A 13,618-nucleotide genomic window follows, 5' to 3' on the forward strand; every position below is an offset into this window, starting at 1 on the left:
AGCGGGCCGGGGACGGGGTCTTGTGTGAACGGCAGCTCACGGGCGACGTAGAGCTCGATGCGTCCGGCGCGGCCCCGTTTGGCGACCGAGACCTGGGCCTCCTCCACCCCGAACGCGGCGGCCAGTTCGTCGGTGGCGCGGATCGCCTTCTTCGCCGGAACCCCCGGCGGCAGGTCCAGCACGGCCGTCCAGGCGCCGCGGGTGTCGAGCATCGGCATCTGCACGACGCCGAGGGTCTCTTCGGAGCCGATCACCTTCGCGGCCCGGAAGGAGGCGTCGATCATGGGGGCGGTCATCCGGTCGCCGTCGCCGAGCGAGCGCCAGTCGCTGGTCCAGTCGGCCTCCTCGTCGTACGGCTTGCGGCCGATGAACGCGCCCCCGGCGAACGTCGACAGCAGACCGGCCGCCAGTCCGAGGCCGCCGGCCATCACGTAGCCGGTGCCGATCGCGGACAGCGGCGGGCCGTAGACGACGCCGGCGCGCAGATTGCGGGCCCGGTTGCGGTCCTTCTTCGCCTTCTTGTGCAGCGCGACGGCCTCCTCGGCGGCCTTTGTGGCGCGCTCGGCCGCCTTCATGGCGAGTTCCTTCTTGGAGCCGAGGATGCGCGGGGTGAAGCGGGCGTGCCGGGCGGCGAGCCGGGCCTCGCGGGTCAGGACGTGGGCGGTGTGGGCGGCGGACTGCACGCGCACGCCCTCGAAGCCGACGACCCACTCGTGGGCGCGGCGGGTGCCCCGGCCGAATTGGCGGACGTGGCCGTGCTGGGTGGGCTGGCGGCGCACCCAGCGGCGGAAGTCCCGCCGGCGGGCCCGGGCGAAGACTCCGGCCCAGGCGGCCCAGCCCTCCGGCGAATACATCCAGGCGGGGATGAGCGGGGCGTCGTCGAAGTCGTCCAGGTCGACGGTCCCGGCGAACCGGCCCGGCCGGACCACCGGCTCGGCCGCCGGGGCCTTGTCGAGGATGACCCGGGCCGTCTCCAGGACCACGGCCCGCTCATCCGGGCCCGTGATGGCCGGCGCCACGGTCGGCATCGGCGGGACGACGACGGCCGGGTCACTGTCGTCGAGCAGGTCCGACCAGTCGTTCGCCGGGGCGGGGGCGGGGAGGGTGGGGCGGAGGAAGGTGACGGTCGCGATCGTCGGCTCGGCGGGCGTGGTCGGGGTGGAGGGGGCGTTGGTTTCGGTGGAGTGCTCGGTCATGCTTGCGGTGCCTCCTGGTGAGGTAGCGGGGCCCGGCCGGTGCTGCCAGGCGAGGGCCGGGCCCCGCGTACGAAGGTGGTCAGGTGCAGAGCTGGGGGCCCGCGATGTGGCGGGCGCCGGTGGAGTCGATGAGCCAGACCTCGGGGGTGGCCTCGAAGCGGACGCGGTAGCCGCGGGTGGTGGTCCGCTCGATGCCCCGCCGGTCGCGCAGGGCGCGGGTGACGGCGTCCTGGGGCGAGCGGGCGTCCTCGATGAGGACGGTGCGGATGCCGGAGGGGGCGACCGGCCAGGTGACGGTGTGCGCGGGGATTGCGCGGGTGACGTTCGGGTCGGCCGTGTCGGCGGCGGCGACGTTCTCGGTGACGAACTGCGGGTTGGGCGGCTTGCGGCTGAACAGACCCATGACGGGCTCTCCCTCGGATTCGGTGGGTGGTTCAGGCGACGTGCAGGCGGCGCTGTTCGATGACGCGGTCGCGCAGCAGGGCGGCGTCCACGCGGCGGATCTGGAGCTTCTTGGCCAGGCCGTGGGCGGAGATCTGACGGCCCTCGGCGACGAGCTCGGCGGCGGCGGCCACGGCGTCCGGCAGGAGCGCTTCGAGCTCTTCCGGGGTCTTGCCCTCGGGGGCGTCCGGGCGGGGGGCCGGGGCCGGGCCCTGAGGGGCGTTCTCCTCAAGTCCCGCCTGGGATCCGGGCACTTGGGTCAGTTCGGGGAAGGGGTTGAGCCGGGCGGCCTTGAAGCCGGTCTCCAGCAGCTCGTCGCGGACGTTGTCGCCGAGCTCGAACGCCGCCCCGAGCTGGAGCACGGCCTCGGTGGCGGTGGCGTAGAGCTGGGCGGACAGACCGGGCTCGGCGCCGGTGTGGATCCGCCAGGCGGCGGCGAACGCCGCCTCGTCGTCGAGGACGCCGTAGGGCAGGGCGGCCTGGAGCTTGACGGCCTGCTCGACGATCTGCGGGTGGTGCTTGCGGCGGGCGGCCACGTGCGCCTTGCGGGCCTTCTCCGCCCGCTTCTGCTCCCGGGTCTTGCCGTGCGAGCCGTGGGTCTTCAGGTCCCAGATGTAGATCGCGAACAGCGAGGAGGCGCCGAGGACGAACGCGACCCACGGGTGCGCGCCGTACTGCTCCCAGCCGTGCCAGAAGTTCACCGCCGCCGCGACCGTGGCGACGGTCCAGGTGCCGATCCGGTACTTGCGGGGCTCGCGGCCCGTGTCCTCGGCCTGCTTGCCCATGAACGTGATGGCCCAGGCGCCGCCCTCCAGCATCGCCGCGAGCAGGCCGGCCATCGGCGCCGCCACGGTGGCACCGGTCAGGGCGCCGATCTGGGACAGGAGTGCCGGGACGATCGAGGCGACCATCACGAAGCCGACGAACAGCGTCGCCGGATTCGCCTTCAGCCAGCGGACGAGCCTGGCGCGCTGGGCGGCGGCGGCCGCCTTCCTCGCGGCCTGCTCCGCGAGCTTGGCCTTCTTCTCGGCCTGCTCCTGGCGGCGCCTGGCCTCGGCATCCTTGCGCTTCTCCTCCGCCCGCGCCTGCTCGCGCTGCTGGGCGGCTTCGAGCTCCAGGCGCCGGTCCTCACGGTCCTGGGCCCGCTCGGCGGCCCGGTCGGCCCGGCGGTCGTCGCGGTAGCTGCTCATCGGGTACCTCCGGCAGGCGTCGCGATTCCGTACAGGACGTCGGCAAGCTCCTGGCGGAGCTTGGGGGAGACGCGGGCGAGGCGGAACCGTCGGGCGAAGCGCTCGTCGACGGCCGTCGCGGCCCGCGCGATCGTCTCGGTGACCAGACTCAGCAGCGCGACCGTCCCGGCCAGCAGACCGAGCGCGAGCTCCAAGACGGTCAGCACGAACAGCAGGATCTGAGCGGCGGTCCTCACCGCTCCTCACCCGCCTCGTGGCGGTCGGCGCGCAGCAGGAGGCGGTGGACGGCGACCACGCCGAGCCCGGCGAAGAAGCCGGTGAGGGTGAGGTCCTGGACGCCGACGGCCTGGCCCCAGATCTCGACGCCGACGCACAGGATGATCAAGGTCCAGTAGGTGAAGGCGTTCATGCGACACTCCGCTCGATGCCGAGGGCGGAGCGGCGGGGGAAGGCGAGCACCCGGGCGCCGAGCAGGCTGCGGTAGTAGGCGAGGTCCTCGGCGTCGATGTCGGTGGCGGCCTCGGTCTCCAGGACGGCGACGATGTCGCGCAGCGCGTCCTGGCCGGCGGCGGAGTCGAACTCCGGCGTCTCGACGGGGTCGGCGTCGAAGCCGAGCGCGGCCTCGATCAGCTCGGCCTGCGTAACGATCCGTTGACCAGCAACGATCACGTTCATGGGTCGTACTTCCTCTCAGGGTGGGACGGCCCGAACCGAGGCCCCGGTGTTCGCGCACCGGGGCCTCTCGCCGTTTGGAGTCGTGGGTACTTCCGGCTCCCCGCCACCCCGCCCGTACGAGACGGGCGGAGGAGGCAACCGGCCGCAGCCGAGGCTGCGGAAGTCGTGGGGTAATGCGTCGGACCTCCGACTCGCGTGGTGCCGCTGACCCCAGGGAGGCCCGATTCCCGGAGCGCGTTGCGGCGTCAATGTCGGCCACGCGGTTCTTTAGAGCCGACTGCGTGTCCCCCTACGGGGTGTGGGGTCCGGTTGTGACGCGGGCCCGGTCTCGATCGGCTGATCTCCACTCGCCTCGGCCGGCGTCCTCACGACCGTGTTGCTGCGGTGGATCACGCTGTTCAGTTGTCCGCCGGAGATCAGGCCAGCACAAAGAAGGCTCCGGATCCTCGCTGTCCTAGGACTGCGAGCGGCACGACATGACAATGGCCCACAGTCCCAGGACTGTCAACAGTCCTGGGACTGTGTTTGACTGGACCTTGTGGAGAGGAGCGCGAGTGGCGCCGAAGTGGCGGGAACTGGCAGACAAGCTGGCTGAGCGCATCAGGAGTGGCGAGTTCACCCCTGGCCAGCAGCTTCCGTACATCCGCGATTTGGTCGAGGCTGGCGAAGGTTCAAAGTCCACTGTCCACGCGGCGTACAGGGCTCTGGAGGCCGAAGGGCTGGTGACCTCATCCCGAGGACACGGCACGGTTGTACGGGAACAGGCGCCGCTGAAGCGCCTTGGTATCGCGCGATACGACAAGGTGAAGTGGCGCGACGGCGACGAGGTCGCCTTCATCGCGGACCGGGTAGCATCCGGGCGGGCGTACAAGCGTGGCGAGCAGACGCAGAACGTCGGCCGGGTGCCGGCCCCCGCGGTCGTCGCCGCGGCCCATGGCCTTCCGGAGGGCGCGGAAGTGTACGCGCGAGCGCGGCTGGTGAAGGAAGGCGACCAGCCAACACACACCCTGACGAGCTACTACCGCCCCGAGCACGTGGAGGGCACGCGCATCGTCGACCCAACGCCGGGCCCCGCCGGCAAGGGCGGTGGCTTCCGGGTCCTCTATGACACCGGGTACGAGATCGATCACATGCGAGAGGAACTCCGGGCCCGCGTCGCAACGCCGGACGAGGCCGCGCTCCTCCAGCTCGCTCCCGGCGAGTGGGTGGTCGAGCTGCACCGCACGACGTTCACAGCAGATGGCACAGTGGTCGAGTTCGCGGTCGGGATCCACGCGGCGACGCGGTTCTCCTGGTCGTACGACTTCAAGGTCCCCGACTCGGCACAAGAGGGGACCCAGTGATCTCGGAACAGACGTGGTCCGACGCTCAAGTGCTCTGGGACTTCCAGCAGATGCACCATGAGCAGCGTCCCTGCGACGTGGGCATCGGACTGGGCAGTCACGACCTCGGCGTGGCCGACGTGACGGTCGACCTGTACCAGCGTGGCATGTTCCCGCTCATCGTCTTCACGGGGGCCACCAGCCGGACGACGGCCGCCAAGATGCCCCGAGGCGAAGCCGAGCATTACCGGGAGCGCGCCCTAGAGTTGGGCGTTCCCGCCGACGCCATCCTCGTCGAGCCGAACGCGCGGAACACGGGCGAGAACATCCGCTTCTCCCGCGCCCTCCTAGAGGAGCGTGGCCTGAATGTCTCCTCCGTACTGCTCATCAGTAAGCCATACGAGGAGCGCCGGGCTTACGCGACCTTTCGCATGGTGTGGCCGGAGGCCGAAATCATCAGTGCGTCGGCATCAGTGACGCTCGTGGACTATGTCGAATCGATCGGAAGTCCTCGTCTCGTAATTGACATGCTTGTTGGGGCGCAACAGCGTCTGTCTAGCTATCCGAAGCAGGGATTCATGATCCCCCAGGTGATTCCTGCACCCATTGAAGCCGCCTACGATCGCCTGCGAGCCAAAGGGTTTACAAGCCGCCTCGCATAAGAAATGACAGAGGTTGAGTGGCGGTTCGCGACGGGGCCCCGAGGATGGATAGGCGCCACTCCCGCCATGACTCAATCGCGGCAGCGCGGCAGGTTCCTGGCTTGCAAGACAAACAGGGCCCATGCCACCCTCTTCCGTTCCTTTCTTTCGCGATTCCATTCACCAATCGAAATGGCTCCGCTGAGTGCGCTGCCGAGCATTGGAGCTAGCAGATTCCCGAGCGGCCCCACGCTAGCCTTTCCGATTGTTTGCAGGCGTCCCCGCCCTTTCACGAAGCGCTCCATTACTTCGATGGAGTGCTGCGCTGCGAGTTTGTTTACTTCCGCCGCCAAGGCGTACGCGTCTCCATCTACCCTGTCCGCTTCACTGAGGAAAGCTCGGAACTCTTCTAGCCGCGAGTGCCCTCGCAGTTCCTCAATTGATTCGTGGTAGGCCCCACGGGGGCCAAGATAGTCGATGGTTCGCATGGAAACCGCTTCTTCGGCGGCTTCAATCTGCCACTGCTCGAAGCTTTCCACCTTCGGCCCGCGATCAGACAATGAACGTAGGGCTCGCGCCAAAGTACTGTTCGTAATGACGTCCAATCCCATGTCCAGCGAAGCTGCGATGCCGAGATCCTGCACAAAGAGGTCAGGGTCTGCGGAACTCCCTTGAGTGAATCCTGGGGTAACCCCGCGCGAGTGGTTATCCGGCGTAAAGTCGAAGCGCAGGCTTCTTCTAATGCAATCCACAGTCTTGAAGTAATCACCTGGACGGTTCTTGTAAATGAGATCCACTGTTTCGCGAAATGTATCCCCCCTATACTGTTCGCGCGCCACGAGAGCACGCTCCCAAAGGTCGGGGAAATCCGTAATGAATTTGATATAGGGGAGTTCTTGGAGGTCTGCCGGGCAGAATTCGCGCGAGACGAACCAAATCTCGTCATAGCACAGGAGGAGTCCTGTGACGTTTTCGAGTACAGCATTCGGTATACCACCTCCGCCCGGAGTGGAGCCCAGGTCATTGTGGTAGTCATAGGTCAACGGCGTGGACAGTCCGACAAATGCTCGCTTCACGGTGTCCACCGTAGTGTCTGGTGACTTGGCGCGCGCCATGAATGAGTAACTACGCCGACGCGTTCCGCAGTCTGCGGGTCCGCTCCGGGTTGCTGGGCTGCGTCGCGCCGGGGACTGCGACGGCTAGAACTGGCGAACGGGACTTTCCGCCGTCCACAAACCATGTATGATCACCGCCACCTCAACTACGGGGTATCGGAAGGAACTTCCTCTCCGCCGGCACGAGTCGGACACCGGACCAGAAGAGCCAACCGCCACTGAACCCTCCCACTCGGGAGGCCGAGTGCAGGAGCAGCATGCCGAAGACCGCGTATATCTACGTCCCTGCGCCCTCGAAGAAGAACCTTGAGATCGGTCTCGACCGCGGACTGTGGGGATGGAAGAGCGCCACCCTCGACCGTGCAACTGGCCGCCCCGACGTCCAAAGCCTCCAGGTGGGCGACTATTTCGTCCTCGCCCACATCGGCCCGCAGGCCCGTGTCCCCGCTGGCGGCTGGGCCAACGCCACTCTCAAGCGCGTCATCGTCACCCAGATCACCCGGTCCTACTTTCAGGACACCACACAGGTCTGGCCCGACGGCACCTACCCCGAGCGCGTCGGCATCGACCTCCTCGCTGACGAAGCCAATGTCACAGGCCAGACCCTTGGTGACCAGGCCGCCGAAGCGCTCCGGTTGTCCGCCAACAAGCAGGGCTCGGCACTCGTCTACCCCGGCACCGCCGCACTCGCCCAGTTTGTCACCGAGTTGCCGATCACAAGCGAAAGCGAGCAGCAGCTCCCCAATGAACCGGAAGCCGTGACGCATGATGGCGCCGACAGCGCACTGGTTGAAGTCCTGGTCCGCCGTGAGCAGAGCAAGCTCCGCAAGAAGATGCTCAACGGCGCCGACACCTTCACCTGTGCCTTGTGCGAACGTCATCTCCCAGTCCGCTTCATCCGGGCCGCTCACATCAAGCGCCGTAGCCGGGCCAATCGCCAAGAGCGTCTCCAGTTGTCGAACATCATGCCTGCCTGCCTTCTGGGCTGTGACGAACTCTTCGAGCACGGCTACATCCATGTCACCGACACCGGCCATGTAGCTGTCAGCGGCAAGACCGCTGAATACCCCGCGCTCAAGGAAGCCGCTGACCAGCTCGCGGGCAACCCGGTCGGCGGGTATAGCGAGCACCAGGCTCCCTACTTCGCCTGGCACCGAAACAACGTCGTCTAGTAAAGCCTCAGGCCACCGACAACCGTTGTCTTGCTTCTTCAGCTCGCTTGTCCACTACCCGACAGAAGCCGGTGGGGTGGAACGAAACGGGTCTGCGAGTGGGCTACTCCGTGCTGAAGCCGGATGCCCCGAGCGGAGATACGACTGGCAGGTTTGTCCGCCGGGTGTTCTGGGTGAAGGACTACGACCGATCCGAGCAGCCCGACGGCACGTACAAGACGTCCGAGCCCAGTGAGGCCGTCGACCCACGCACGGTCGCGCCGGGAGTCTGGGAGAGCTGACCGAGCGCGCTTGGGCGGTCCTCTGCCCGACTGAGCAGGCATTCGGGCAACCGCCACGATGATGCCTGCCGGTGCAGCCGAGAAGAGACCACCGCCGGGCGCGGTGGTCTCTTCTGCGTTGTGGGCTGAGTCGTGATCCGAGTTGCGATGAGTCGCGATGCTCGTCTCCTGGGCGCCCTCTCTGACCTGCACTGAGACGCGATGAGTCGCTTGAGTCGCGATAATTTAGAAACTAGATGGAACATGCTCTACCAGAACCCGGAATCAAGTCCTCCGGTGAATGCGCGGGGAAGGCTCCGAGAGAGCGCATCAGAGAGCATCGAAGTAGCTGGTCGGCGGCCTAGGGCCGCTGCTGCGGCCAAGTCTCTTCTAAGCACTCGGCCACCGCGCGTCAGCACATGGACCGTTCCGCCAGCATTGGCACTAGGGGCAGTCCATCACTCTCAGGTCTCAGCAGGTAGCTTCGGCGTGGAGATGTTTGGCGACGGCCTTTAGGGCGCGTCGGAGCTTGTCTCTGTTCTCCCCATAGGTCTTCAGTGCATGACAGTTGGGGCAGAGGGCGATCATGTTGCTGGGAATGTCTGGTCCGCCCTTGCCCAAGTCATGGACGTGGTCGACCTGCAGGATTGGCAGGCCGGCGGTGGTTCGTTCCTTGGGGTGGCCATCGCAGTCGGGGTTCTCGCAGCTTCCCTTGCTGCGTCTTATGACTGCAGCGCGTGCGCTGGGGTCTCGGATGTATCGGTCTGCCTGTGTCGGCTTCTTCCGTTCAACGCGACGCTTGGCATTCGCTTCAGCCTTAGCGGCTAGACGCCTGTATGCGTCCTCATCGCTTTCCGCGGTGTCGCGTACTTCAGGGTCGACGTCACCTGGGCGGTAGTCGTTCGTGTCGTCGTGCAGAACATCTCTGTCGACCTCCAGAGCATCGAGGACGTCAGAGGGCCACGTGTCAGGGTCCGGCGAGGGTACGGGGGCGAGTACCCAGAGAAACTCACGGCGCCACTTCTTGTCTTCTCCGATGCCCCACCGCCGCCTACGCTGCGCGATGACGGCCCAGGTCTCGAAGCTGAACTGTCCGCCGTACGGCTTGTGCCAGTAACGCAGAGGGCGTCCTTCGGCCTGGTGTGTGGCCATGAGTGCGTTGCCGTCGGTGATCGCCTGGTCTCCTGAGAGGCCATCGCCGACGTATGCGATCCAGTTGGTGTCTGGGATGCGTCCGTCGGCGTATGGGCCCTTGTAGTCGGAGAAGACGCTCAGGATCCCGTCGTTGAGGCAGCCGATGCCTGCCATCTTCTGGCCGCCGTAGGACCGCCAGATGGCGTCTCGGTCCTTGAAAGTCTCACCGAGCAAGGGGCGTAGGGAGTCCGCCCACCTGCCGGCGAGCAGGTCATGGAGGCCGAAGTCCTCCAAAAGACCTTCAGGGAGGGGGTAGAAGTACCGCAGGATGAGCCCGGCAGCAGCTTCCGCGGCCTCGTCGGGGTGGGAGCGCAGGAGCGCGTAGTCCTCCTCGCGGAGGCCACCATCCGGGTTGACGCGGTTCAGCGACTCTACTGTCGGTCGCCGACCCATGCTGGTGAGCGTCAGCTCGTCCTGGTGCTCAATGGCCCAGAGGTCGTCCCGAACTAGGGCCCAGAAGGGGTAGCGAGCAGCGTCTACTCCATCTTTGACCTGCGCGTGCTTTTCCAATAGGGGCGCCACTGCGTCGCGAACTGCCGACCAGGACTGCATACGGGGCGCACCCGCTACTGCCTGACCGAGCGCCCACAGGAGAAGCACCGGGCGATGAAGAGCGGCACCTGACCTACTGCGTCCCGGGCGCACATCCCCCACTCGCCGACGGAACGACTTCGGAGGCTCGCTCACAGTGAAGCCCTCACGCCTCAGCCACGCCGCTACAGTCTTGGCGTCGCTGCGCAACTCAGAGGGCTTAAGAGCAGTCCCGAAGTCAAATTTGTGGGCAACCCCCACTACGGCCTTGGAGTCGTACTGCTGGCCCTCGTGCGTGAGGACATAGGTGACCGCGGCGCGGTAGCCGTAGGTCTCCCGGAAGAGGTCCGTGCCGAGCTGGTCATGCTCTGCAATCGCCTGCAGGATGCCCGCCCGCGTGATCTCAGAAGGTGCCATGGGCGCCACCGTAGATCAACGCACTGACAATGAGCAGTGAGAGCGGGGCATGTACCGAGCTGGTCAGCAGTCTAGGTGCGCTGCTGCGGCCAACTCCAGACAGGCCCTAGGTGATCCAAGGAGCAAGGATGCCTGCCGCGTGGCCTTGAGCGTGCCCCGAGGGGGCGGCGATGACGCTGGCGGAGAGCTCCGTCTGCCGTCCATGGGCAGTCCAAGCACTCAGCGCCCAGGGCCTGGGGTGTTATGCAGCGCAGCGTTCCGAGCGAGGAGGCGTAAGCCCTTCTTCATAACTGCAACTGCCACTGCTACGGGGCGAACGGGAGGTGACGCCAGACTGCCTGCTGACATGGAGAGTTGACCTATAAGTCGGCAGTTCGCAGCGTCTCAGTAGCGTGAAGGGGCCCCACCTTGGCTTACCAGGGTGGGGCCCCTTTTTATCCTCTTCCGCACAAGCGGGTAGGGGCGGGCGGAGGCGTCGCCGTCATTAGGTTCCTAGGCCGCGAGAGCGGCGACGCCCCACCACGAAAGGGGTTACCCCATGAGCCACCAGCATCGCATGCCTGTCCACGAGGGCCAGGTTGTCCTGGCTGACGCCCAGGCCAGGGAGGTGGACAAGCCTCGGCACCTGCGCATCTCGGTTGGTAAGCATTTCAACCTGTCCGTGTCCCTGTCGGTCTCGCCCGCCTTCCTGACGTTCATGGCTGCCATCATTGGTGCGGTGGGCGGGAACTACTGGTTCCTGCTTTGATCACGACCTGCTTTGGACGCCTGGTCTGGCCCGGCTCTCGGTGCCAGGTTGAGGACCTCTCATAGCGAGCACACCCGAGATGCTGTACTGCCTTGACGGCAGTCTCTGACGGCAACGTCGGTGCACTTGAGCCGTTAGGGGTGTGGCTATGTGCCTGGAGTAGCCCTTGGCCTTGTGGGTGACCGAGAGGCCAGCGACATGGTCGGGCGAACTTACAAAGCAGATGTCGGCGGTTCGAAACCGTCCGCGCCCACCAGCACGAAGGCCCCTCGCCGATCACGGCGAGGGGCCTTCGTCGTCTATGCCCGGCATCGACGGGGCGGCCGAACACGACCGGGGACGGCTCCCGTGCCGCGAGACGGCAACCGTCACGTGGCACGCGTGGCCACGCGCTGCCGACTGCGGCCGAGACGGGCGGCGGCGAGGGAGGGGTGGTTTCTCGCGCAGGGCCGGCCGACTGCCGGGCCTGCGGAGGGCGGGGCGCCGTACCCTCGCCGTCACGAATGACGGGAGCGTGAGGCGACCGCGCCGCCGGGAAGGGGCGGGCGGGGGATCAGCTGCTGCCGCGATGTGGCGGGGGCCGGTGTGGTCGCTTCGCGTCGGTGCCGGTGTCACCGTGGCTGACGAGCGTGTCGTCAGGCCGCCCGAAGCCGCTCCACAGGCCTCTTGTACGGTGCCTGCCAAGGGGGGCGCCATGCGCGATCAGAACTGGGACGACGACAGCGGATACAGGTCGGCTGTGAGACGCACGCGGATCACGATGGCGATCGCGTTGACCGTGACCCTGTTGGTGGCCGGGCTAGTAGCTGTCGCCATCTTCGGCATATCGCTGTTCGTGGACCTCGCTGAGGCCCTCAGTCGGTAGCTGTGCCCCTTTCGTGTCCCATAGCAACGGGGAATCACGGGGAACGCCAGACAGTCACGGTGCATGGGCATGTGAACGGCTCCCGGCCTGGTTGCCCGGTGAGGGGCCGTTTCACCTGGCGGTGGGTGGGGGATTTGAATCCACGGCGACATCGCTGCCACGACGGTTTTCAAGACCACTCAGTCACCGATGAACCAAAGGAACCGGTGTGTTCCACTTTGAACGACCTGGCACAACTCCCGAGCCTGGTCCACCCACTCACCGCCGTAGGCCTCAGGGAGTCGATCAAGCTCTGCCAGCAGCAACGGCACCTGCCGCTCATTGAAGACGGCATCCCCGTAGGGATCCAGGGCCCACAACATCGGGAAGTTCACCGGGTCCAGCGCAGGAAAGAGGTCCGTCCACTCCAGTCCGACCTGGGCACGAGCTATGGGTTTTCCCAGGCCTATACGCACGTTCATGTTGATCACGAGTCGACCGTACTGACAGCTCGGCACGTCCGCATCGAGGTTTCCCGCGCAAGAAGACCCACCGCAGTGAGTGTCTATCCGCGTGACAACGCAGACGAACACCGGCGGACGAGTGCGGACGCCGACGGCTGTCAGAACCCGCGTACGGCGCCGGCATGCGACGCGGGCCACGAGCTTGCTGGGGACAGATGTTTCCGGCCCGGGATGCTCTAGGTGAGGACGGCGTCGAGTTCCACTTCGACGAGCCAGGCCGGGTCGATGAAGCGGGACACTCCGACGAACGTGGTCGCGGGCCGGACGGACGCGAAGCGTTCGCCGTGTGCTCGGGCGGCTTCCTTCCACCGGGTCACGTCGGTGAGCATGATGCGCGTGCGTATGACGTGTTCCAGTGATGCCCCGGCTTCCTGCAGCGCGCGCTCGGCGATGTCCAGGCACCGCACGGTCTGGGCGTACACGTCACCTGGTCCCACGGTGGAGCCGTCATCGCCGATGGGGGCCGTGCCGGCGACGGCCACGTGGTCGCCTCCTCGGACCGCCCGCGAGAATCCGATCTGCGGTTCCAGCGGGGATCCCGAGCTGACGGTCTGTCGAGTTCGTTCCATGGGGTCATATTCCCAGGCGGCGCTCGGCGGCCCAGCGCCAGTGCCCGTCGGAAATGCGCGGTCGCCGTCCCCGTGCCGGAGCGGAGTTGACGGTGCGTCGGTGCGGCGGGTGTACTCCCCGCATGGCTGAGGTGGGGGACGCGCCCGAGACCGGGGTGCTCGGCGGTGAGATGACGTCGCAGCGGTACATCGAGACGAGGCTCTCGCAGTACCAGGAGTGGTACGACTCCAAGGCGACCCGGATGAAGGCGATGCATCTGCGGATGCGGACCGTGTCCGTCGTCGGTGCGGCGCTCGTGCCGGTGTTCGTCAATCTGGATCTGGGCTTCGCGCGGGTCACGGCGACGGTGTTGAGCGTGGTCGTCGTCGCCGCCGTCTCGCTGGAGAGCGTGTACCGGTACCGCGAGCAGTGGAAGAACTACCGGTCGACCGAGCAGCTCCTCGGGCACGAGCGGGTCTACTTCGAGGCCAAGGTGGGGCCGTACCACAACCTGCCGAAGCGGGAGGCTTTCTCGCTGCTGGTGGCCCGGGTCGAGAAGGCCATCGCCAACGAGAACTCCGCGACCCTGAACGTGATGACGCTCGGCGGGCAGGTCGGCGCCGACGTGCAGCAGCACGGAATCCCGTCCCCGCGGGTGCCGGTGGAGTAGCGGGGGGGGGGGGGGGGGGCCCCCCCCGCCCCCCCCCCCCCCCCCGGGGGGGGGGGGGGGGGGGCCCCCGCGGGGGGCCCCCCCCCCCCCCCCGGTGGCCCCCGCCGACCGCGCCACCGGCTCGTACAC

17 protein-coding genes are annotated in these 13,618 nt (G+C 67.0%); 7 read left to right on the forward strand and 10 right to left on the reverse strand.

Annotated elements, in window-relative coordinates; genetic code table 11:
* From ACFWUY_RS38955 to ACFWUY_RS38980, 6 genes are all read right to left on the reverse strand, one after another.
* On the reverse strand, positions 1 to 1,196 hold a 1,196-nt coding region (locus ACFWUY_RS38955; protein ID WP_384121237.1), incomplete at its 3' end, for a hypothetical protein.
* 79 nt (positions 1,197 to 1,275) lie between these two features.
* Positions 1,276 to 1,599, reverse strand: coding sequence for a hypothetical protein (locus ACFWUY_RS38960; protein ID WP_384121239.1), 324 nt, complete (start codon positions 1,597 to 1,599; stop codon positions 1,276 to 1,278).
* Between the two features lie 31 nt (positions 1,600 to 1,630).
* The gene (locus tag ACFWUY_RS38965) at positions 1,631 to 2,827 is read right to left on the reverse strand and encodes a hypothetical protein (RefSeq protein WP_384121241.1); all 1,197 of its coding nucleotides are present in this window, start codon (positions 2,825 to 2,827) and stop codon (positions 1,631 to 1,633) included.
* On the reverse strand, positions 2,824 to 3,063 hold the full coding sequence (locus ACFWUY_RS38970; RefSeq protein ID WP_384121243.1) for a hypothetical protein: 240 nt from the start codon (positions 3,061 to 3,063) through the stop codon (positions 2,824 to 2,826). Before ACFWUY_RS38970 ends, ACFWUY_RS38965 begins: the two co-directional genes overlap by 4 nt.
* The gene (locus tag ACFWUY_RS38975) at positions 3,060 to 3,236 is read right to left on the reverse strand and encodes a hypothetical protein (RefSeq protein WP_384121245.1); all 177 of its coding nucleotides are present in this window, start codon (positions 3,234 to 3,236) and stop codon (positions 3,060 to 3,062) included. The genes ACFWUY_RS38970 and ACFWUY_RS38975 overlap by 4 nt, the downstream gene beginning before the upstream one ends.
* Positions 3,233 to 3,502, reverse strand: a complete 270-nt coding sequence (locus ACFWUY_RS38980) for a hypothetical protein (RefSeq protein ID WP_384121247.1) — start codon at positions 3,500 to 3,502, stop codon at positions 3,233 to 3,235. The genes ACFWUY_RS38975 and ACFWUY_RS38980 overlap by 4 nt, the downstream gene beginning before the upstream one ends.
* A gap of 554 nt (positions 3,503 to 4,056) precedes the next feature.
* Between ACFWUY_RS38980 and ACFWUY_RS38985 the strand changes: the two genes are divergently transcribed.
* Together ACFWUY_RS38985 and ACFWUY_RS38990 are read left to right on the forward strand one after the other, a co-directional pair.
* Complete coding sequence (locus ACFWUY_RS38985; RefSeq protein WP_384121249.1) at positions 4,057 to 4,845, forward strand: GntR family transcriptional regulator; 789 nt, start codon at positions 4,057 to 4,059, stop codon at positions 4,843 to 4,845.
* The gene (locus ACFWUY_RS38990; protein WP_384121251.1) at positions 4,842 to 5,486 is read left to right on the forward strand and encodes a YdcF family protein; all 645 of its coding nucleotides are present in this window, start codon (positions 4,842 to 4,844) and stop codon (positions 5,484 to 5,486) included. The genes ACFWUY_RS38985 and ACFWUY_RS38990 overlap by 4 nt, the downstream gene beginning before the upstream one ends.
* A 71-nt stretch (positions 5,487 to 5,557) precedes the next feature.
* Here ACFWUY_RS38990 and ACFWUY_RS38995 read toward each other — a convergent pair whose 3' ends face one another.
* Positions 5,558 to 6,580 carry a hypothetical protein gene (locus ACFWUY_RS38995; RefSeq protein WP_384121253.1) on the reverse strand — a complete coding sequence of 341 codons (1,023 nt, stop codon included), beginning with the start codon at positions 6,578 to 6,580 and terminating at the stop codon, positions 5,558 to 5,560.
* Positions 6,581 to 6,837: 257 nt separating this feature from the next.
* Here ACFWUY_RS38995 and ACFWUY_RS39000 point away from each other — a divergent pair, with 257 nt between their 5' ends.
* Together ACFWUY_RS39000 and ACFWUY_RS39005 are read left to right on the forward strand one after the other, a co-directional pair.
* Complete coding sequence (locus tag ACFWUY_RS39000) at positions 6,838 to 7,752, forward strand: hypothetical protein (RefSeq protein WP_384121255.1); 915 nt, start codon at positions 6,838 to 6,840, stop codon at positions 7,750 to 7,752.
* Positions 7,753 to 7,799: 47 nt separating this feature from the next.
* On the forward strand, positions 7,800 to 8,033 hold the full coding sequence (locus tag ACFWUY_RS39005) for a DUF6009 family protein (RefSeq protein ID WP_384121257.1): 234 nt from the start codon (positions 7,800 to 7,802) through the stop codon (positions 8,031 to 8,033).
* A 450-nt stretch (positions 8,034 to 8,483) separates the two neighbouring features.
* Here the strand turns inward: ACFWUY_RS39005 and ACFWUY_RS39010 are convergent, their stop codons facing one another.
* Positions 8,484 to 10,154, reverse strand: a complete 1,671-nt coding sequence (locus ACFWUY_RS39010) for an HNH endonuclease (protein WP_384121259.1) — start codon at positions 10,152 to 10,154, stop codon at positions 8,484 to 8,486.
* A 538-nt stretch (positions 10,155 to 10,692) separates the two neighbouring features.
* Here ACFWUY_RS39010 and ACFWUY_RS39015 point away from each other — a divergent pair.
* Positions 10,693 to 10,902 (forward strand): hypothetical protein, encoded by a 210-nt coding sequence (locus ACFWUY_RS39015; RefSeq protein ID WP_384121261.1) that lies wholly within the window; start codon positions 10,693 to 10,695, stop codon positions 10,900 to 10,902.
* A 694-nt stretch (positions 10,903 to 11,596) separates the two neighbouring features.
* Positions 11,597 to 11,767, forward strand: coding sequence for a hypothetical protein (locus ACFWUY_RS39020; protein WP_384121263.1), 171 nt, complete (start codon positions 11,597 to 11,599; stop codon positions 11,765 to 11,767).
* Positions 11,768 to 11,946: 179 nt separating this feature from the next.
* Here ACFWUY_RS39020 and ACFWUY_RS39025 read toward each other — a convergent pair whose 3' ends face one another.
* Both ACFWUY_RS39025 and ACFWUY_RS39030 read right to left on the reverse strand, forming a co-directional pair.
* A complete protein-coding gene (locus tag ACFWUY_RS39025; RefSeq protein ID WP_384121270.1) occupies positions 11,947 to 12,228 on the reverse strand; it encodes a hypothetical protein in 282 nt (93 codons plus the stop codon).
* A gap of 218 nt (positions 12,229 to 12,446) precedes the next feature.
* Positions 12,447 to 12,839 carry a RidA family protein gene (locus ACFWUY_RS39030; protein WP_384121265.1) on the reverse strand — a complete coding sequence of 131 codons (393 nt, stop codon included), beginning with the start codon at positions 12,837 to 12,839 and terminating at the stop codon, positions 12,447 to 12,449.
* 122 nt (positions 12,840 to 12,961) lie between these two features.
* Here ACFWUY_RS39030 and ACFWUY_RS39035 point away from each other — a divergent pair, with 122 nt between their 5' ends.
* Complete coding sequence (locus ACFWUY_RS39035; RefSeq protein WP_384121267.1) at positions 12,962 to 13,489, forward strand: DUF4231 domain-containing protein; 528 nt, start codon at positions 12,962 to 12,964, stop codon at positions 13,487 to 13,489.
* Positions 13,490 to 13,618: the final 129 nt, after the last annotated feature.

It is taken from the genome of Streptomyces sp. NPDC058664, from assembly GCF_042716635.1.
Taxonomy (GTDB): Bacteria; Actinomycetota; Actinomycetes; order Streptomycetales; family Streptomycetaceae; genus Streptomyces.

Coding starts and splice junctions, on each gene's coding strand:
- ACFWUY_RS38960 (WP_384121239.1), bottom strand. CDS start 1,599: ATGGGTCTGTTCAGCCGCAAGCCGCCCAACCCGCAGTTCGTCACCGAG.
- ACFWUY_RS38965 (WP_384121241.1), bottom strand. CDS start 2,827: ATGAGCAGCTACCGCGACGACCGCCGGGCCGACCGGGCCGCCGAGCGG.
- ACFWUY_RS38975 (WP_384121245.1), bottom strand. CDS start 3,236: ATGAACGCCTTCACCTACTGGACCTTGATCATCCTGTGCGTCGGCGTC.
- ACFWUY_RS38980 (WP_384121247.1), bottom strand. CDS start 3,502: ATGAACGTGATCGTTGCTGGTCAACGGATCGTTACGCAGGCCGAGCTG.
- ACFWUY_RS38995 (WP_384121253.1), bottom strand. CDS start 6,580: ATGGCGCGCGCCAAGTCACCAGACACTACGGTGGACACCGTGAAGCGA.
- ACFWUY_RS39000 (WP_384121255.1), top strand. CDS start 6,838: ATGCCGAAGACCGCGTATATCTACGTCCCTGCGCCCTCGAAGAAGAAC.
- ACFWUY_RS39010 (WP_384121259.1), bottom strand. CDS start 10,154: ATGGCACCTTCTGAGATCACGCGGGCGGGCATCCTGCAGGCGATTGCA.
- ACFWUY_RS39015 (WP_384121261.1), top strand. CDS start 10,693: ATGAGCCACCAGCATCGCATGCCTGTCCACGAGGGCCAGGTTGTCCTG.
- ACFWUY_RS39020 (WP_384121263.1), top strand. CDS start 11,597: ATGCGCGATCAGAACTGGGACGACGACAGCGGATACAGGTCGGCTGTG.
- ACFWUY_RS39025 (WP_384121270.1), bottom strand. CDS start 12,228: ATGAACGTGCGTATAGGCCTGGGAAAACCCATAGCTCGTGCCCAGGTC.
- ACFWUY_RS39030 (WP_384121265.1), bottom strand. CDS start 12,839: ATGGAACGAACTCGACAGACCGTCAGCTCGGGATCCCCGCTGGAACCG.
- ACFWUY_RS39035 (WP_384121267.1), top strand. CDS start 12,962: ATGGCTGAGGTGGGGGACGCGCCCGAGACCGGGGTGCTCGGCGGTGAG.